The organism is Curtobacterium sp. PhB146, assembly GCF_004342995.1.
GTDB lineage: Bacteria > Actinomycetota > Actinomycetes > Actinomycetales > Microbacteriaceae > Curtobacterium.
In genome coordinates, this window is record NZ_SMBN01000002.1 from 405,935 (window position 1) to 422,505 (window position 16,571).

Here is a 16,571-nt window from a genome sequence, read left to right on the forward strand (position 1 = left end):
GACGGGTTGCTCCGGACAGCAACACCAGGAGGACGAGACGTGACAGTCGTGGCGCCGAACCAGCCGCTCACCGAGGCCGAGGTCGAGACGATCAAGTCGGACTTCCCGATCCTCGCGCAGGACGTGAACGGGCAACCGTTGGCGTACCTGGACTCCGGGGCGACGGCGGAACGCCCGACCCAGGTCCTCGACGCCGAGCGCCGGTTCCTCGAGCACGACAACGCCGCCGTGCACCGCGGCGCGCACACGCTCGCGGCCCTGAGCACCGATGCCTACGAGGACGCCCGTGCCACCGTCGCCGACTTCATCGGCGCTGCCGGTCCGAGCGAGGTCGTGTGGACCGCGAACGCCACCGACGCCCTCAACCTCGTTGCCTACGGCATCGCGAACGCCAGCCGTGGCCGGGGCGGGGTCGACGCCGCTCGCTTCCGCATCGGACCGGGCGACGAGATCCTGGTCACCGAGGCCGAGCACCACGCGAACCTCGTGCCCTGGCAGGAACTCGCCGCGCTGACCGGTGCGACGCTCCGCTGGGTCCCGGTCGCCGACGACGGCACCTGGACCGCCGAGGATGCCGCGGCCCTGATCACCGACCACACCAAGGTCGTCGCGTTCGCGCACGTCTCGAACGTCACCGGCATGGTCGCCCCCGTCGAGCAGATCGTCGGTCTCGCCCACGCCCGCGGCGCACTGGTCGTCCTCGACGCCTGCCAGTCCGCGCCGCACCGGCCGCTCGACGTGCAGGAGCTCGGCGTCGACTTCGCCGCGTTCTCCGGGCACAAGATGCTCGGCCCGAACGGCATCGGCGTGCTCTGGGGCCGCAGCGAGCTGTTGAACGCGCTGCCTCCGTTCCGCACCGGCGGGTCCATGATCACCACCGTGACCATGGAGGCGTCGGAGTTCATGCCGGCACCCGAGCGGTTCGAGGCCGGCACGCAGCCCGTCTCGCAGGCCGTCGCCCTGGCCGAGGCCGTCCGCTACCTGCAGGGCATCGGCATGGAGCGTGTCCGCGCGCACGAGGAGCACCTCGCCCGGCGCATGCTCGACGGCCTGGCCGCCGTCCCCGGCATCCGCGTGGTCGGTCCGCCGGTCGGCGTCCCGCGATCGGGCCTGGTGTCGTTCGACGTCGACGGTGTGCACGCCCACGACGTGTCGCAGTACCTCGACGCGCAGGGCATCGCCGTCCGCTCGGGGCACCACTGCGCCCAACCCCTGCACCGCCGACTCGGCCTGGTCGCCACCAGCCGCGCGAGCACCTACGTCTACACGACCGAGCACGACGTGGACCGGTTCATCGCGGCCGTCGGCGAGGTCCGCGGCTACTTCGGAGCGACCGTATGAACTCCCTCGACAGCCTGTACCAGCAGGTCATCCTCGACCACGCCAAGGCCCGGCACGGCGACGGCGACCTGCCCGACGCCGACGCCTCGCACTTCGAGCGCAACCCCACGTGCGGCGACGAGATCACCGTCCGCATCCGTCTCGAACCGGGCACCGACCGCATCGCCGGTCTCGCCTGGCAGGGCGACGGCTGCTCGATCTCGATGGCCTCGGCATCGGTCCTCACCGACATGGCCGTGGGCCGCACGGTCCCGGAGCTCCTCGCACTGACCGACGAGTTCCGCACGATGATGCGCTCCCGCGGCATCGGCGAGCCCGACGAGGACGTCCTCGAGGACCTCATCGCCTTCCACGGCGTCTCGAAGTTCGTCATGCGGGTCAAGTGCGGCATGCTCGCCTGGGTCGCGGCGGAAGCCGCTGCGCGTGAGGCGACGGCGTCCCGCTGAGCCGGGTGCGGCTCGCGATCGCGACCACGTGACGGCCAGGAGGCCCGGTGCGGGCCCGCCCCGCGCCTCCCGTCCGTCGCCGGGAGCGTCTCGAGCGTCCGAAGCGACGAACGGAGGACAGCGGTGATCGTCGAGGTGCGCCGCCCCGGAGGGGCGGAGTCCGACCTGATGGTGCGGACGTACCTGACCGAGGTGGCCTCGCGCTGGTACGGGCGCGACGCAACGCCTGCCGAGGTCGATCTCGCACTGGCCGACGAGCCGTACGACGACCTGCAGGGGGACAGCGGCGTGTTCCTGGTGGCGTCCGACGGTGGACGGCCGATCGCGTGTGCCGGCGCCCGGTTCCTCGACGACGTGGCGGAGCTCACCAAGGTGTTCACGCTGCCGAGCCACCGTGGGCAGGGCGTGGGGTCGGCGCTGCTGCGCCGGCTCGAGGCGGAGTGTCGTGCGCGGGGGATCGCGTCCCTGCGACTGGACACCCGGGCTGAGCTCGCCGAGGCGTGCGCGCTCTACGAACGGCTCGGCTTCGTGCGGGTGGCACCGTTCAACGACGACCCGTACTCCGACCGCTGGTACGCGAAGGTGCTGTAGGGCCTGGTCAGGGGCGGTACTCGTCTCGCTCAGACGTGACGATGCGTCATGAAGACGTCGACGTCGTCCTCGGCGTCGACGACGAAACCGTGCCGTTCGTAGAGCCGGCGCGCGGCGCTGCCCTGCAGGACGTTGAGTCGCGCGGGTCCGGCGTGTGGTTCGTCGAGGACGCTCCGGAGCACCACCGAGCCCACGCCTCGGCCCTGGACGTCCGGCGCGAGGTAGAAGTGCTCGATCCACCGGGTGTCGGCGTCCGGCCGCACGGTGATCGAGCCGCGATCACGCCCGTCGACCACGACGACCCGCGTGTGCTCGGGCGCGAAGGCATCACGCATCCGCCCGCGAACCCGGACCGCGTCGAAGCGGCCGAGACGCTCCAGGTCGGCACGGAGGACCTGCGCACGCAGCTCCACGAGCCACTCGATGTCCTCGGGGATGCTGTTCCGCAGGGTGACGTCCACCCGTCGAGCCTAGGAGTCGTCGGCGCCGATCCCGTGACGGGCCCCTGCGCAGCGGCCGTGCTCAGGCCGCTCGACCAGCGGTCGTGGCGGATCGGTCAGCGCGTCCGACGGTGACCCCGAGGGCGATCTGCACGATGCCGAACAGGATCAGGAAGCCCGCGATGGCGACGACGGCCAGCGCTGCCCCGATGGACGGCAGGTTGATGACGAGCACGCCGATGACGATGCTGAGCACCGCGGCGCCGATCGTCAGGGCACGGTTCGTCGGTGTCGGGGCGTAGAGCAGCGTGATGCCCTCGACCAGCCAGGCGAAGCCGATCACGAACGCGATCCACCGCACCCCGACTGGCGGGGCGACGAGCGCCACGATGCCCCCGGCGAGGATCAGCGCACCGAGGACGACCAAGCCGATGCGGCGGCCGGTGCCGATCCCGCGGGCGAACGCACGGACGATCATCGACAGGCCGGACACCAGCAGGTAGATGCCGAACACCCACGCGACCGCGAACAGCGTCGCGTGCGGGAGCACGAGTGAGGCGACACCGACGAGGACCGCCACGATGCCGACGATCAGCAGCGCGGTCCGTAGTCGTCGATCCCCGCCGACGTCGGTGACGACGTCGTCCTGCAGCGCCATGGTGTCCGCCCTTCCCTGAGAGGATCTGGTCCTGCGCGCTTCTGCGTCAGGGCTACTCCTCGGAACCGCCCGTGTCCGGTGCCGATGCGGACGCATCGGTCCGCGCGGGGTCGGTCCGGCCGGGCGGGCGCGCCGGCCACGTGACGAGCAGCAGCACCTCGAGCGGGCCGAACAGCAGCGTCAGGAGGAACCAGGTCCACGCCGATCGGTTCCGGGTCCGCGCGTACCCGCCGGCGAGCGTCGCGACGCTGAGCCAGAGGCTCGACAGGTACAGGCCGGTGAAGTCCTCGTGCACGAACAGTTCCCTTCGAGAGATACATCAATACCGGTCGAAGGGTAGCGCGTCGTCAGACCGTGCCGGCCTCGTCGTCGCTGGTGCGGCGGAGTGAGCGCACCATGCTGCGCAACGCCCCCCGCGCCGCCACCTGCTGCTCGTCCGACAACCCGTCGAGCATCCGGACCTCGACGCCGCGGACAGCCGCGCTCGCGAGCTCGAGGCTCGCCCGGCCGCTCGCCGTCAACCGCGTCGGGAGTGCCTTGCCCACCGGTGCCTCGGTGGCCCGCGTCACGAAGCCGTCCCGTTCCAGGGCCTGCAGCAGCACGTTCATCGACTGCCGCGTGACGAAGGCGCCGCGTGCGAGCTCGGAGTTCGACAGCCCGGGCCGCTGTGCCAGGAGTTCGAGGCACGAGTAGTGCGTCATCGTCATGCCGAGTGGGCGCAGCACGGCCTCCATCGCGGCGCGGAGCGCGCTCGCGGCTTCCTTGAGCAGGTACCCGAGGGACGTCTCGAGGTCGATACCGTCTTGACTCATGTCAGGAGTCTGACATAGATTGCTCCGTGTCAGAAGACTGACATGAACCGAAGGAGCACCACATGCCCGTCACCGGCCCCGACTTCATCTCCCTGCAGACCCGCGACCTGACGGCGTCCCAAGCGTTCTACGAGCAGTACCTCGGTCTCGTCCGCTCGCAGGCCGGCCCGCCGCACGCCGTCGTGTTCGAGACGACGCCGATCGCGTTCGCGCTGCGGGACGTCGTCCCCGGCACCGACCTCGACGCGGTGTCGCAGCCGGGCATCGGCGCGGCGATCTGGCTGCACGCGACCGACGTGCAGGCCATCCACGACGCCCTGGTGACCGACGGCCACACGATCGTCTCGGCACCGATCGACGGCCCGTTCGGCCGGACGTTCACGTTCGCCGACCCGGACGGCTACCAGGTCACGCTCCACGACCGCGCCTGAGCTGCGGCCGTCACGCTTCGTCACGATGGATGACGGACGCAGACCCCGCACGTAGCGTCGCCAAGCGTGACCAGCACTAGCGAACCCCGGCAGATCCGCTTCAACGCGTTCGACATGAACTGCGTCGCGCACCAGTCCTCCGGGCTGTGGCGGCACCCGCGCGACCGATCGCGGGACTACCGCGACCTGACGTACTGGACGGACCTGGCGAAGACGCTCGAGGGCGGCGCGTTCGACGGCATCTTCATCGCCGACGTGCTGGGCACGTACGACGTGTACGGCGACTCGAACGAGGCCGCGCTCCGCACGGGCTCGCAGGTGCCGGTCAACGACCCGATCCTGCTGGTGTCGGCGATGGCGTCGGTGACCGAGCACCTCGGCTTCGGGATCACGGCGGGCACGGCGTACGAGCACCCGTACCCGTTCGCCCGGCGGATCTCCACGCTCGACCACCTGACCAAGGGGCGCGTCGGCTGGAACGTCGTCACCGGGTACCTGCCGAGCGCCGCACGGAACATGGGCCAGACCGACCAGCTGTCGCACGACGACCGCTACGACGTGGCCGACGAGTACCTCGAGGTCCTCTACAAGCTGTGGGAGGGCTCGTGGGAGGACGACGCCGTCGTCGCCGACCGCGCGTCCGGCGTCTTCACCGACCCGGCGAAGGTGCACCCGATCGAGCACCACGGCAAGCACTTCGACGTGCCGGGCATCCACCTGTCCGAGCCGTCGGTGCAGCGATCGCCCGTCATCTACCAGGCGGGCGCGTCGCCGCGCGGCATCCGCTTCGCCGCGGAGAACGCCGAAGCCGTCTTCGTGGGCGCACCGACCGTCGAGCAGCTCGCGTCGACCGTCGCGAAGGTCCGTGACGCCCTGGAGGCAGCTGGTCGCGACCGCTACGCCGCTCGCGTCTACACACTGCTCACCGTGATCACGGACGCCACCGACGAGCTGGCCCAGGCGAAGTACGAGGACTACCTGTCGTACGCGTCGGAGCTCGGTGCGCTGGTGCTCAACTCCGGCTGGATGGGCGTCGACCTGTCGCAGTGGGACCTCGACGAGCCCCTCGGCGATGTCGAGTCGAACGCGATCCAGTCGGCTGCGGCCAACATCGCGGCGGCGACCGGTGAGGACGGCAGCTCGTGGACGATCCGCGACCTCGCCCGGCACACCGCGATCGGCGGGCTCGGGCCGGTCGCCGTCGGCGGGGGAGCGACCATCGCCGACCGCCTGCAGGAGATCCAGGAGCTCACCGACGTCGACGGCTTCAACTTGGCGTACGCGGTGACGCCGGGCACGTGGGAGGACGTCATCGAGTTCGTCATCCCCGAACTCCGGGCGCGCGGGGCGTACCCGACCGGCTACGAGCCCGGTTCGCTGCGGCACAAGCTGCACGGCCGCGGTGACCGGCTGCCCGACGAGCACCGTGGGGCGTCGTTCAGGATCGGCAGCAGCGCGGTCGTAGGCTGACCGGGTGATCGAACCGTCCGTGTCCGTGCGTCCAGCGGCCCCGGACGAAGTGTCGGCGTGTGTCGACCTGTGGGTCGCAGCGGTCGCGGCACGGGACGGCGTGCCGGAATCCGAGGCGGTGCGAGCCCGCGCGGCGTCGAAGTTCGCCGTGCCTCGGGTCGCCCTGCTCGTCGCTGTCGGAGCGGCCGGTGCGATCGACGGCTTCGCGCTCGTGACGGCGCCGGGGTCCGGGCGGTCGACCGACCCGTCCGACGCCGCCTACCTGTCGCTGCTCGCCGTCCGCCCGGACGTGCAGGCGCGGGGTGTCGGGCGTGCGCTCCTGGCCGCGTCGGTCGACGCGGCGTCGGCGGCGGGACACCCCGCGGTGGTCCTGCACGCACTCGCCGGCAACGAGCGAGCGCTGCGGCTCTACGAAGCCGGCGGGTTCCGGGCGAACGGGGTCGAGTTCCCGCACGCCCTGACGGGCGGGCCGACGCGGACGTACATCGCGACGGCCCCGGCGCGCTGAACCGTCAGACGCGCCACTTCGGTCGCGGGGCGTGGTCCTCGTACGACTGCCGACTCGGGTAGGTGATCAGCTCGATCGTCGATCCCCACGGCGTTCCGACGTACACGAACCGGTTGCCGAACCCACCCTCGTTGCCGCCGAGGTCACGCGGGTCGGCGTACCGCTGGCCGCCCGCCGTCTCGATGTGCGACAGCGCGTGGTCGATGTCGTCGACGTAGAACGCCACGTGCTGCCAGCCGAGGTCGCTCGCGCGGACGGCCGGGCGCTGGTCGGGGCCGTGGTACTCGAAGAGCTCGAGTCCCGGCCCGTTCGGCAGCGCGAGCATACGCAGTGCCCCCTGGGCCATGGTCTTCGGGATGCCGAGGCGCCGCTGGACGTCGGGTTCACCGCGGAGCGGTTCGCTCCGGAGGAACCGGTCGTACAGGGGGACGGCGTCGAGTCCCAGGACGAAGAAGTCGGTGGCCTGGTCGATGTCGGGCACGGTGAGGCCGATGTGGTCGATGCCGTGTGCGGTGCTGGGGGTGCCCGTCGGGGTGGTGACGGTTGCAGGACGTGTCGCGGTGGTGCCGGATGGGCGTGGCGCAGTGTGCATGGTGCCGTCTCCCCTGAGTTCGGCTCGGACGTGGATCACCCGAGTAGAACGGCTGTTCGCGGGGGAGGACAAGCGGAGCGCGGGACGCGTGCGGAGAACCGCCGCGATCGTGCGTGATCAGTCGACGGGGGTCCACGCCGGGTAGGTTGCCGAGCGTCCGTCGCCCGAGGACCGCCGGGTGACGCGGCGCTGTACCCAGGGCAGGACGTGCTCGCGGTAGTAGCGGAGTTCCTCGGAGAGTCGGGTGCGGCCGGTCTGTTCGGACGCCGGCTCGATCGGTGCCGGTCCGTCCTCGATCGCGTGCAGGGCGAGGTCCGCGACGCGCTGGTGGCCGGTGTCGTTCATGTGCAGCCGGTCCTCGGACCAGAACTCGGCACGGCGCAGGTGCGGATCACGGGACACGTCGACGAAGGGCAGGTCGTACCGGTCGGCGAGGTCGGCGAGGGCGTCCGCCCAGGCGTCGCCGCGCGCGTTGATGAGGCGTCCGAGGGGGAGTCGTGCGCTCGGGTCGGCGGGGCTCAGCAGCGCCAGCCGGACCCCGCGGCCCAGGACCGTGTCGACCGCCGCTTCGAGTGGTGCGATGAGGGCGTGGGCGTCGAACCGTGGCCGCAGCAGGTCGTTGCCGCCCGCGCAGAACGTGATCAGCGTCGGTGCGGGGTCGAGTGCGAGAGCCGCGTCGAGCTGCTCTCCGAGGACCCCGGCGAGCAGGCGCCCGCGGACCGCGAGGTTGGCGTACCGGACGTCTGCGTCGTGCGCACGGGCCATGCCGCTCGCGAGTCGGCCGGTCCAGCCGGGGAACGGTACGGCGCCGGCGTCGCCGATGCCCTCCGAGAAGCTGTCGCCGATCGCGACGTAACGGATGGTGTCGGGCATGCGGCCATCATCGTGCACATGTCTGTGCACGTTCTGGTGTGGAACGAGCGTTTCAGGACAGCGACCACGACACACGACCGTTACACGAGGGAAACGGCGGGCGCGAAGAGGCTCCCTAACTTCTGTGGTGGAGGCGATCACCGCCTCCCCACCCCACTCCCTCGGAGGACGCCATGGCTACCGATCTCGTGACACCCGTCGCAGCGCCCCACGCCCCCACCACGACCGCCGCACCCGCTGGTGCCGGCGTCGTCAAGCCCGGGTACGACCCGGCGCTCACGAACGAGGACCTCGCCCCGCTGCGCAAGCAGAGCTGGACGAGCTACAACTTCTTCGCCTTCTGGATGTCCGACGTGCACTCGGTCGGCGGCTACGTCACCGCCGGGTCGCTCTTCGCACTGGGCATCGCGAGCTGGCAGGTGCTCATCGCCCTGGTGGTCGGCATCCTGATCGTGCAGGTCTTCGCCAACCTCGTCGCCAAGCCGTCGCAGCGCACTGGCGTGCCCTACCCGGTCATCAACCGTGCGGTGTTCGGGGTGCTCGGGGCGAACGTGCCCGCGATCATCCGCGGGCTGATCGCGATGGCCTGGTACGGCGTGCAGACGTTCCTCGCCGCGCAGTCGCTCAACATCATCTTCCTGAAGTTCATCCCCGCCTCGGCCGGGCTGCTCGACCACTCGTTCCTGGGGCTGTCGGCGCTCGGGTGGATCTCGTACGCGATCCTGTGGGTCGCACAGGGGGCCCTGTTCTGGATGGGCATGGAGGCCATCAAGAAGTTCATCGACTGGGCGGGCCCGGCGGTGTACGTCGTGATGATCGCGCTGGCGATCTACCTCGTCAGCCAGGCCGGCATCGGCAACATCTCGTTCACGCTGTCGGTGGGGGAGCCGCTCTCGTTCGGCGCGTCGATCCCGGTCATGCTCTCCGCGGTCGCCCTGGTGGTCAGCTACTTCTCCGGCCCGATGCTCAACTTCGGTGACTTCTCGCGCTACGGCAAGTCCTTCGCGGCCGTCAAGCGGGGCAACTTCTGGGGCCTGCCGATCAACTTCCTGTTCTTCTCGGTGCTCACCGTGCTGTGTGCGAGTGCGACCGTGCCGGTCTTCGGCAAGCTCATCACCGACCCGATCGAGACCGTGCAGGCGATCGGCGCCCCGTTCGCGATCCTGCTCGGCGGCCTGACCTTCGTCACGGCGACGGTCGGCATCAACATCGTCGCGAACTTCATCAGCCCCGCGTTCGACTTCTCGAACGTCGCTCCACGCAAGATCTCGTGGCGAGCCGGCGGCATGATCGCCGCGGTCGGCTCCGTGCTGCTGACCCCGTGGAACTGGTACGGCAACGACCAGGCAATCCTGTACACGCTCGGGGTGCTCGGCGCCCTCATCGGTCCGCTGTTCGGCATCCTGATCGCCGGGTACTACATCGTCGGGAAGCAGCGCATCGCCGTCGACGACATGTACACGAAGGACACCTCAGCCCGGTACTGGTACCGCGGCGGCTTCAACCCGAACGCCATCGGTACCCTCGTCGTCACCGGGGTGGTCTCGGTCGCCAGTGCGGTCCTGCCGCCCGCGCTCGGGATCCTGCCGGGGCTGAACAACTACAGCTGGTTCATCGGCTGCGGCCTGGGACTCGTGGTCTTCTGGGGCCTCGAGCGGGTCCGGCCGAGCATGCCGGAGCTCGCCTCGGACGACCCGACGGTCGACGACGGCGCCGCCGTCGGACGAGCCTGAGACGCCGCAGCGACACCGCACCACCATCGACACACGCACCACCAGCGACACCCGCACCGCCCGCACCACCGGAAGGACCCCGATGCGCATCCGCGTCGTCAACCCGAACACCACCGCCTCGATGACCCGCTCGATCGGCGTCGCCGCCACCGCGGTCGCCGGCCCGGGCACCATCGTCGAGGCGGTGAACCCCACGATGGGCCCGGCGTCGATCGAGAGCCACTACGAAGAGGCGCTCGCGGTGCCGGGGCTCCTCGAGCAGATCGCGCTCGGGGAGCAGGACGGCGTGGACGCCTACGTCGTCGCCTGCTTCGGCGACCCGGGCCTCGACGCCGCGCGGGAGCTCGCCGCCGGGCCGGTCATCGGGATCGCCGAGGCGGGCTTCCACGCAGCGGCGATGCTCGGGCGCCGGTTCGGCGTCGTGACGACCCTGGCGCGGACGACCGGACGGGCCCACGAGCTCGCCGAGCGCTACGGCTTCGCGTCGCTCGTCACCGAGATCCGGGCGTGCGAGGTCGCGGTGCTCGAGCTCGACGACCCCGCTTCGGGCGCACGCGCCCTGGTGATCGAGGAGTGCCGGGCCGTCATCGCCGGCGGAGCCGACGCGGTCGTGCTCGGCTGCGCGGGGATGGCGGACTTCTGCGCCGAGGTCTCGCGGGCGATCGGGGCACCGGTCGTCGACGGCGTCGCCGCGGCGACCGTGCTCGCCGAGTCGCTCGTGCGGCTCGGGCTCTCGACGGGCAAGCACGGCGAGTACGCCACCCCGCCGACGAAGGCGATGTCGGGTCTGCTGGCGGGCTTCGAACGCCAGCCGGCGGCGGGCGCGACGGTCGGGGCGGGCGCATGACGGGCCTCCCGGCCGACGGCAGCACCGAGTCCCGCACCGACGTCGACACCGACACCGTCGCGGACCTCGTCCTGCGCGCAGATCGCGCCTGGATCGACGGAGGCTTCCGGCCCGCAGCGGTCGTCGTGCGCGACGGCCGCGTCGACGGCGTCCTGCCGGTCGACGCCGAGGTCCGGACGCTCGACGACCGCACCGTGCCGGACGACCAGGTCCTGCTGCCCGGCCTCGTCGACACCCACGTGCACGTCAACGAACCCGGACGCACCGAGTGGGAGGGGTTCGCGTCCGCGACCCGGGCCGCCGCCCTCGGCGGGGTCACGACCATCATCGACATGCCGCTCAACTCGATCCCCGCGACGACGACGGTCGAGGCGCTCGCCGTGAAGCGGGCGAGTGCCGAGGGGCGGGTCGCCGTCGACGTCGGGTTCTGGGGCGGGGCGGTCCCCGACAACGTCGGCTCGCTCGGCGCACTGCACGACGCGGGCGTCTTCGGGTTCAAGTGCTTCACCGCGCCGTCCGGGGTCGACGAGTTCCCGCACCTGGACGCCGACCAACTGCGCGCCGCGATCGAGGAGGTCGCCCGGATCGACGCCCTGCTCATCGTGCACGCCGAGGACCCCGAGTTCCTGGTCGACCACGCCGCGCTCGGCGGCCACTACGAGGACTTCCTCGCCACCCGCCCGGTCGACGCCGAGCGGTCCGCCATCGCGCGGGTCATCGACGGCGCACGGGCCACCGGCGCGCGGGTCCACATCCTGCACCTGTCCGACGCCGGTGCGATCCCGATGATCCGCGCCGCGAAGGACGACGGCGTCCGGATCACGGTCGAGACCTGCCCGCACTACCTGTCGTTCGAAGCGGGGTCCATCCCCGACGGCGCGACCGAGTACAAGTGCTGCCCGCCGATCCGTGACGACGCGAACCGTGACGCCCTGTGGGCCGGCGTGCTCGACGGCACGATCGACATGGTCGTGTCGGACCACTCGCCGTCGACCGCCGACCTCAAGGTCGACGACTGGGGACTCGCCTGGGGCGGGATCGCCGGCCTGCAGGTCGGCTTCCGAGCCGTCTGGACCGAGGCCCTCCGCCGCGGCATCCCGCTCGAGGTGCTGTTGCCGCTGTTCACGACCGGTCCGGCAGCACTCGTCGGCTTCCCCGACCGCGGGGTCATCGCCCCCGGCGCGCTGGCCCACTTCGCCGTGTTCGACCCGTCCGCCACGGCGGTCATCGACGTGGCCGGCCTGGCACACCGCAACCCGGTCTCCGCGTTCGCCGGCCTGGAGGCCCGTGGCCGCGTCACCGAGACCTGGCTGCGCGGGCGCGTGGTGGCGTCCACCGCGTCCGGCGTCACCGCCGTCGAGGGGCAGCTCGTCGCGGCTCCCGTGACCGCGGATGCCCGGGTCACCGAAACACGTCTGTAACGATCGTTCCGGTACGCTCGTGACCGGAACGGAAGGACCAACCATGCACCCCGTGAACCCGCCAGCCCGCCTCCTCATGGGCCCCGGCCCGATCACCGCCGACCCGCGTGTGCTCCGCGCCCTGTCGACCCCGCTCGTCGGGCAGTACGACCCGTGGATGACCTCCGCCATGAACGACACCCAGGAGCTCTACCGCGGTGTGTTCGGCACCACGAACGACGCCACCGTGCTCGTCGACGGCACCTCGCGCGCCGGGATCGAGGCGGTGCTCGTGTCGCTCCTCGCGCCCGGGGATCGCGTGCTCGTGCCGGTGTTCGGCCGGTTCGGGCACCTGCTCGCCGAGATCGCGGGCCGTGCCGGGGCCGAGGTCCACACCATCGAGACCGCGTGGGGTCAGGTGTTCACGCCGTCCGCGATCGAGGACGCCATCGTCCGTGTCCGGCCGAAGGTGCTGGCGATCGTGCAGGGCGACACCTCCACCACGATGAACCAGCCGCTCGACGAACTGGGCGCGATCTGCGAGCGGCACGGCGTGCTGTTCTACACCGACGCCACGGCGACCGTCGGCGGCAACCCGCTCGAGGTCGACGCCTGGGGCATCGACGCCGTCAGTGCCGGCCTCCAGAAGTGCCTCGGCGGGCCGTCCGGCAGCGCGCCGGTCACCGTCTCGCCGCGTGCGACCGCCGTGCTCGACGAGCGCCGCAGTGTCGAGGCGGGCATCCGCGAACCCGGTGACGACGTCGCCGACGAGCCGATCCGCTCGAACTACCTCGACCTCGCCATGATCCTGGACTACTGGGGTCCGCGGCGACTGAACCACCACACCGAGGCCGCGTCGATGCTCTACGCCGCCAACGAGTGCGCCCGCATCCTGCTCGACGAAGGGCGCGAGCAGGCGATCGCACGCCACGAAGTCGCGGGCCGCGCGATGCTGCAGGGCGTCCAGGCGCTCGGGCTCGGGGTGTTCGGTGACGTCGCACACAAGATGCACAACGTCGTCGCGGTGGAGATCCCGTCCGACGTCGTCGGCGACCAGGTCCGTGGTTCGATGCTCGACGACCACGGCATCGAGATCGGCACCTCGTTCGGACCGCTGCACGGCAAGGTCTGGCGCATCGGCACCATGGGCTACAACGCCCGCAAGGACACCGTCGTGACGACCCTCGCCGCCCTCGAGCACGCGCTCCGCCGGGCGGGGCACGCCGTCCCGCACGGCGGTGGGGTCGACGCGGCCCTCGACGTCTTCGCCGGTGCGCCGGTCGGGGTGCTGGCGTGAGCGCGGCCCCGGTCGTGACCGCCACCGCCCTGGGCACCGCCGACGCCGAGCTCGTGGCGCGCTGGTGCGACGAGCTGGCCCTGGTCACCGAGGAGACCGGCCGGATCACCCGCGTGTACCTGTCGCCCGAGCACGCCCGCGTCAACGGGATCGTCGCCGGGTGGATGCAGGACGCCGGACTCACCACCTGGCAGGACGCCGCCGGCAACCTGCACGGACGGGTCCACGGTGCGGCCCCCGACGCCCCCGTGCTGCTGCTCGGCTCGCACCTCGACACCGTGGTGGACGCCGGCCGCTACGACGGGATCGTCGGGGTCCTGATGGCCATCCGCACCGCTGCGCGACTGACCGCCGCGGGACCGCTGCCCGTCGCGCTCGAGGTCATCGCGTTCTCCGACGAAGAGGGGACCCGCTTCGGCAAGGCCCTGCTCGGGTCGTCCGCCGTCGCCGGGGTGTGGGATGAGTCCTGGTGGGACCTGGCGGACGGCGACGGCGTGACCCTGCGCGAGGCCTTCACCCGGTTCGGGCTCGACCCGGCCCGGGTGGGTGACGCGGCGGCCGACCCGAAGACGCTCGCCGGGTACCTCGAGGCGCACATCGAACAGGGCCCGTACCTCGAGCAGGCCGGTCAGGCGCTCGGCGTCGTCACGAGCATCGCGAGCGCCCGACGCTTCTCGGTCGAGGCCGTCGGCGAGGCCCGGCACGCCGGCGGCACGCCGTACGAGCGCCGCCACGACGCGCTGCTCGCCGCGGCCGAGGCCGCCTTGGCCGTCGAGCGGATCTGCCGGGCGTCGCACCACGTCGGCACCGTCGGCACGATGACCGTCGAACCGGGCGCGGTGAACGTGGTCCCCGGCCTCGCACGGTTCTCGGTGGACCTGCGCGGCGAGTTCGACGACGGCCGCGACGCGGTGTGGGACGAGCTCACGAAGGCGTTCTCGCTGATCGGGGAACGACGCGGGGTCAGCGTCACGCCGACCGAGGTGCACCGCGCGCCGGCGGTGTTCTGCGCGCCGCGGCTGATGGACGCCGTCCGCGCCGGCATCGAGTCGACGGGTGAGGCCGCGCCGATGGAGCTGTTCTCGCGGGCCGGACACGACGCCATGTCGCTCGGGCTCGTCACCGACGTCGCGATGCTGTTCCTGCGCAACCCGGACGGCATCAGCCACCACCCGGACGAGTTCGTCTCGACGCCCGACATCGCGCTCGGGCTCGACGCGCTCGCCGTCGCGGTGGAGCGGGTGGCCCGGGCATGAGCACCGCCGGACCGGACGTCCGCGCCCGCATCGACTCCGTCTGGGAGCAGCTCTCGCCCGCCGAACGACGCGTCGCCGCGATGGTCCGGCACGACCCGGAACTCCTGCTCGTCGGGACCTCGGCCGAGCTCGCCGCCGAGTCGGGCACGTCGAAGGCCACGGTGTCCCGGCTCGTCCGGTCGCTCGGGTTCCAGGACGCGGCCGAGGTCCGGCAGAACCTGATGTCCGCACGCGGCTCCGGCCTGCCGTGGGTTGCGGAAGACGCCGCCCACGTCGACCAGCGCGCCGTCGAGGCCCGCAACCTCGACGCGGCGTTCGCCTCGCTGGCCCGTGCCGATCGTCCGCGACTCGCTCGCCGCATCGTCCGCGCTCATCGCGTGCTCGTGTTCGGGGAGCGCGGCGCCTACCCGGTGGCGCTGCAGCTCCGCGCGCAGCTCGCCCAGGTCCGCTCCGACGTCCGGGTCGGTCCGGCACCGGGGCAGCGGCTCGGCGAAGAGGTCGCCGACCTCGACCGCCGTGACCTCGTCGTCCTGGTGACCGTGCGTCGGCACACCGCCGGGGTCGACCGGATCGTGCGGCACTGCGTGTCGACCGGCGCCGACGTCGTCGTGCTGGGCGATCCGACCGCAGCCGTCATCGCGGCACCGGCGAACACCGCGATCCTGTGCCCGGTCGACTCACCGGCGGCGTTCGACTCGATGGCGGCCCTGTTCGCGGTCGTCGCGGCCATCGCGAACGACGTGTACGAAGCCTCGGGACCGGCCGGCCGCGCGCGGGTCGACGCGGTGGCGAGTGCCTACGACGCGCTGGGGGAGCTCGCAGCGCCCTGACCGTCGGGGCTGTCGGGGCCGTCGGCGTGCAGCTCGGTGGCGAGCGACGCGTTGCGCTCACGGATGAGCCGCGGCAGGTAGCGCTCGAGGGCGACGACCTCGGCCAGACGACCGAGCGGGCCGAACGGTGCGCGGAACGTGATGGTGTCGACCATGCGCGTGCTGCCGGCCGACGGCTCGAACCGGTGCTCGTGGTGGAAGCGGGCGAACGGCCCACGCACCTGTTCATCGACGAAGCGGTGCGGAGCCTCCAGAGCAGTGATCCGACTCGTCATCCGCCAGACGATCCCGAAGTGCCGCGCGCGCCAGGTGACGGACTCGCCCAGGCCGATCGTGCCGGACGTCGTGCCGGCGACGGCGCGTTCGTCGGTCGCAGCCATCGACCGCTCGTGCGCGCCGATGTCGAGCGACAGCGCGAACGCGCGCTCCGGCGGTGCCGCGAGCTCGGTCACCACGCGGAACGTCACCGTCACGAGGCTGGCCAGACCGTCGGCGTCGAGCGGTCGTCATCGCGCAGAGCAGCCGCGATGAGCTGGTCGTGGCGTCGTCCGCGGTGGAACACGCCGGACCGGAGCCGTCCCTCGTAGCGGAGCCCGAGCCGCTGCGCGATCGCCGCGGACGGGGCGTTCGCCGCGATCGCCCGCCACTGCACGCGGACGAGCGCGAGTCCGTCGGGCGACGGCGCGAACGCCCACGCCAGGACGGCGGCTGCGGCCTCGGTCACGAAGCCGTGGCCGCGACCGTCCGGGTGCACGGCGTAGCCGACCTCGGCCGCGCCGTCGACGAACCCGAACAGTCCGATCGTCCCGAGGAGTCGGAGGTCGTCGGCCCGCCGGATGCCGAACTCGTAGCGGGAGTCCGTGGACCAGCCAGCGCGCACGACGTCGGTGATCCAGTGGTGCGCCTCGGCGTGGCCGTACGGCACCGGTACCGGCGTGTAGGCGACGACGTCGGGGTCGTTCGCGTACCTGATGACGTCCTCCGCATCGGACGGTTCCGGCAGGGAGAGCACCAGGCGATCGGTCCGGAGGGTGACGGGGTCCACG

Annotated in this window: 20 protein-coding genes; 12 read left to right on the forward strand and 8 right to left on the reverse strand. The window is 71.8% G+C overall.

From position 1 onward, the window contains the following. Positions 1-48 precede the first annotated feature (48 nt). The 3 genes from EDF33_RS10310 to EDF33_RS10320 all read left to right on the forward strand — a co-directional run bounded on the left by EDF33_RS10310 (position 49) and on the right by EDF33_RS10320 (position 2,378). A complete protein-coding gene (locus tag EDF33_RS10310; protein ID WP_123938764.1) occupies positions 49-1,341 on the forward strand; it encodes a SufS family cysteine desulfurase in 1,293 nt (430 codons plus the stop codon). Further along, positions 1,338-1,787: a Fe-S cluster assembly sulfur transfer protein SufU gene (gene sufU / locus EDF33_RS10315; RefSeq protein WP_123291997.1), complete on the forward strand. Its 450-nt coding sequence runs from the start codon at positions 1,338-1,340 to the stop codon at positions 1,785-1,787. The genes EDF33_RS10310 and sufU overlap by 4 nt, the downstream gene beginning before the upstream one ends. A gap of 123 nt (positions 1,788-1,910) precedes the next feature. Continuing rightward, positions 1,911-2,378: a GNAT family N-acetyltransferase gene (locus EDF33_RS10320; protein ID WP_131879426.1), complete on the forward strand. Its 468-nt coding sequence runs from the start codon at positions 1,911-1,913 to the stop codon at positions 2,376-2,378. Between the two features lie 29 nt (positions 2,379-2,407). Here the strand turns inward: EDF33_RS10320 and EDF33_RS10325 are convergent, their stop codons facing one another. The 4 genes from EDF33_RS10325 to EDF33_RS10340 form a co-directional block, all read right to left on the reverse strand. Beyond that, positions 2,408-2,839: a GNAT family N-acetyltransferase gene (locus EDF33_RS10325; protein WP_207906675.1), complete on the reverse strand. Its 432-nt coding sequence runs from the start codon at positions 2,837-2,839 to the stop codon at positions 2,408-2,410. A 61-nt stretch (positions 2,840-2,900) separates the two neighbouring features. Continuing rightward, complete coding sequence (locus tag EDF33_RS10330) at positions 2,901-3,476, reverse strand: DUF308 domain-containing protein (protein ID WP_165918789.1); 576 nt, start codon at positions 3,474-3,476, stop codon at positions 2,901-2,903. Between the two features lie 52 nt (positions 3,477-3,528). Beyond that, on the reverse strand, positions 3,529-3,771 hold the full coding sequence (locus EDF33_RS10335; RefSeq protein ID WP_132100005.1) for a hypothetical protein: 243 nt from the start codon (positions 3,769-3,771) through the stop codon (positions 3,529-3,531). A 52-nt stretch (positions 3,772-3,823) separates the two neighbouring features. Then, on the reverse strand, positions 3,824-4,288 hold the full coding sequence (locus EDF33_RS10340; RefSeq protein ID WP_132100006.1) for a MarR family transcriptional regulator: 465 nt from the start codon (positions 4,286-4,288) through the stop codon (positions 3,824-3,826). A gap of 62 nt (positions 4,289-4,350) precedes the next feature. On the opposite strand from EDF33_RS10340, the gene EDF33_RS10345 reads away from it, so the two are divergent. The 3 genes from EDF33_RS10345 (at position 4,351) to EDF33_RS10355 (ending at position 6,697) form a co-directional block, all read left to right on the forward strand. Continuing rightward, positions 4,351-4,719, forward strand: coding sequence for a VOC family protein (locus EDF33_RS10345; protein WP_131879418.1), 369 nt, complete (start codon positions 4,351-4,353; stop codon positions 4,717-4,719). A 66-nt stretch (positions 4,720-4,785) separates the two neighbouring features. Beyond that, entirely contained in the window at positions 4,786-6,189 is a 1,404-nt protein-coding gene (locus tag EDF33_RS10350) for an LLM class flavin-dependent oxidoreductase (RefSeq protein WP_207906676.1), read from the forward strand. A gap of 4 nt (positions 6,190-6,193) precedes the next feature. Beyond that, positions 6,194-6,697 (forward strand): GNAT family N-acetyltransferase, encoded by a 504-nt coding sequence (locus EDF33_RS10355; RefSeq protein WP_132100007.1) that lies wholly within the window; start codon positions 6,194-6,196, stop codon positions 6,695-6,697. Between the two features lie 4 nt (positions 6,698-6,701). Here the strand turns inward: EDF33_RS10355 and EDF33_RS10360 are convergent, their stop codons facing one another. Beyond that, positions 6,702-7,289 carry a VOC family protein gene (locus tag EDF33_RS10360; protein WP_123292003.1) on the reverse strand — a complete coding sequence of 196 codons (588 nt, stop codon included), beginning with the start codon at positions 7,287-7,289 and terminating at the stop codon, positions 6,702-6,704. A gap of 117 nt (positions 7,290-7,406) precedes the next feature. Beyond that, complete coding sequence (locus tag EDF33_RS10365) at positions 7,407-8,162, reverse strand: SGNH/GDSL hydrolase family protein (RefSeq protein ID WP_200849207.1); 756 nt, start codon at positions 8,160-8,162, stop codon at positions 7,407-7,409. A gap of 173 nt (positions 8,163-8,335) precedes the next feature. Here EDF33_RS10365 and EDF33_RS10370 point away from each other — a divergent pair, with 173 nt between their 5' ends. From EDF33_RS10370 to EDF33_RS10395, 6 genes are all read left to right on the forward strand, one after another. Next, positions 8,336-9,895: an NCS1 family nucleobase:cation symporter-1 gene (locus EDF33_RS10370; RefSeq protein WP_123292004.1), complete on the forward strand. Its 1,560-nt coding sequence runs from the start codon at positions 8,336-8,338 to the stop codon at positions 9,893-9,895. Between the two features lie 82 nt (positions 9,896-9,977). Next, entirely contained in the window at positions 9,978-10,742 is a 765-nt protein-coding gene (locus tag EDF33_RS10375) for an aspartate/glutamate racemase family protein (RefSeq protein WP_131879412.1), read from the forward strand. Then, entirely contained in the window at positions 10,739-12,163 is a 1,425-nt protein-coding gene (gene allB / locus EDF33_RS10380) for an allantoinase AllB (RefSeq protein ID WP_165918790.1), read from the forward strand. The genes EDF33_RS10375 and allB overlap by 4 nt, the downstream gene beginning before the upstream one ends. Before the next feature lie 43 nt (positions 12,164-12,206). Beyond that, positions 12,207-13,439, forward strand: coding sequence for an alanine--glyoxylate aminotransferase family protein (locus tag EDF33_RS10385; protein WP_123292007.1), 1,233 nt, complete (start codon positions 12,207-12,209; stop codon positions 13,437-13,439). After that, complete coding sequence (locus EDF33_RS10390; RefSeq protein WP_132100008.1) at positions 13,436-14,695, forward strand: allantoate amidohydrolase; 1,260 nt, start codon at positions 13,436-13,438, stop codon at positions 14,693-14,695. Before EDF33_RS10385 ends, EDF33_RS10390 begins: the two co-directional genes overlap by 4 nt. Continuing rightward, positions 14,692-15,525, forward strand: coding sequence for a MurR/RpiR family transcriptional regulator (locus EDF33_RS10395; RefSeq protein ID WP_123292009.1), 834 nt, complete (start codon positions 14,692-14,694; stop codon positions 15,523-15,525). Before EDF33_RS10390 ends, EDF33_RS10395 begins: the two co-directional genes overlap by 4 nt. Here EDF33_RS10395 and EDF33_RS10400 read toward each other — a convergent pair. Together EDF33_RS10400 and EDF33_RS10405 are read right to left on the reverse strand one after the other, a co-directional pair. Beyond that, complete coding sequence (locus EDF33_RS10400; protein WP_131879404.1) at positions 15,492-15,998, reverse strand: SRPBCC family protein; 507 nt, start codon at positions 15,996-15,998, stop codon at positions 15,492-15,494. The two genes, EDF33_RS10395 and EDF33_RS10400, sit on opposite strands and share 34 nt — an antisense overlap. After that, positions 15,995-16,570: a GNAT family protein gene (locus EDF33_RS10405; protein ID WP_132100009.1), complete on the reverse strand. Its 576-nt coding sequence runs from the start codon at positions 16,568-16,570 to the stop codon at positions 15,995-15,997. Before EDF33_RS10405 ends, EDF33_RS10400 begins: the two co-directional genes overlap by 4 nt. Position 16,571 lies beyond the last annotated feature (1 nt).

Excerpts from the sequence above, each read along its gene's own strand:
- sufU (WP_123291997.1), top strand. The coding sequence starts at position 1,338 with ATGAACTCCCTCGACAGCCTGTACCAGCAGGTCATCCTCGACCACGCC.
- EDF33_RS10330 (WP_165918789.1), bottom strand. The coding sequence starts at position 3,476 with ATGGCGCTGCAGGACGACGTCGTCACCGACGTCGGCGGGGATCGACGA.
- EDF33_RS10340 (WP_132100006.1), bottom strand. The coding sequence starts at position 4,288 with ATGAGTCAAGACGGTATCGACCTCGAGACGTCCCTCGGGTACCTGCTC.
- EDF33_RS10345 (WP_131879418.1), top strand. The coding sequence starts at position 4,351 with ATGCCCGTCACCGGCCCCGACTTCATCTCCCTGCAGACCCGCGACCTG.
- EDF33_RS10360 (WP_123292003.1), bottom strand. The coding sequence starts at position 7,289 with ATGCACACTGCGCCACGCCCATCCGGCACCACCGCGACACGTCCTGCA.
- EDF33_RS10365 (WP_200849207.1), bottom strand. The coding sequence starts at position 8,162 with ATGCCCGACACCATCCGTTACGTCGCGATCGGCGACAGCTTCTCGGAG.
- EDF33_RS10370 (WP_123292004.1), top strand. The coding sequence starts at position 8,336 with ATGGCTACCGATCTCGTGACACCCGTCGCAGCGCCCCACGCCCCCACC.
- EDF33_RS10375 (WP_131879412.1), top strand. The coding sequence starts at position 9,978 with ATGCGCATCCGCGTCGTCAACCCGAACACCACCGCCTCGATGACCCGC.
- allB (WP_165918790.1), top strand. The coding sequence starts at position 10,739 with ATGACGGGCCTCCCGGCCGACGGCAGCACCGAGTCCCGCACCGACGTC.
- EDF33_RS10385 (WP_123292007.1), top strand. The coding sequence starts at position 12,207 with ATGCACCCCGTGAACCCGCCAGCCCGCCTCCTCATGGGCCCCGGCCCG.
- EDF33_RS10395 (WP_123292009.1), top strand. The coding sequence starts at position 14,692 with ATGAGCACCGCCGGACCGGACGTCCGCGCCCGCATCGACTCCGTCTGG.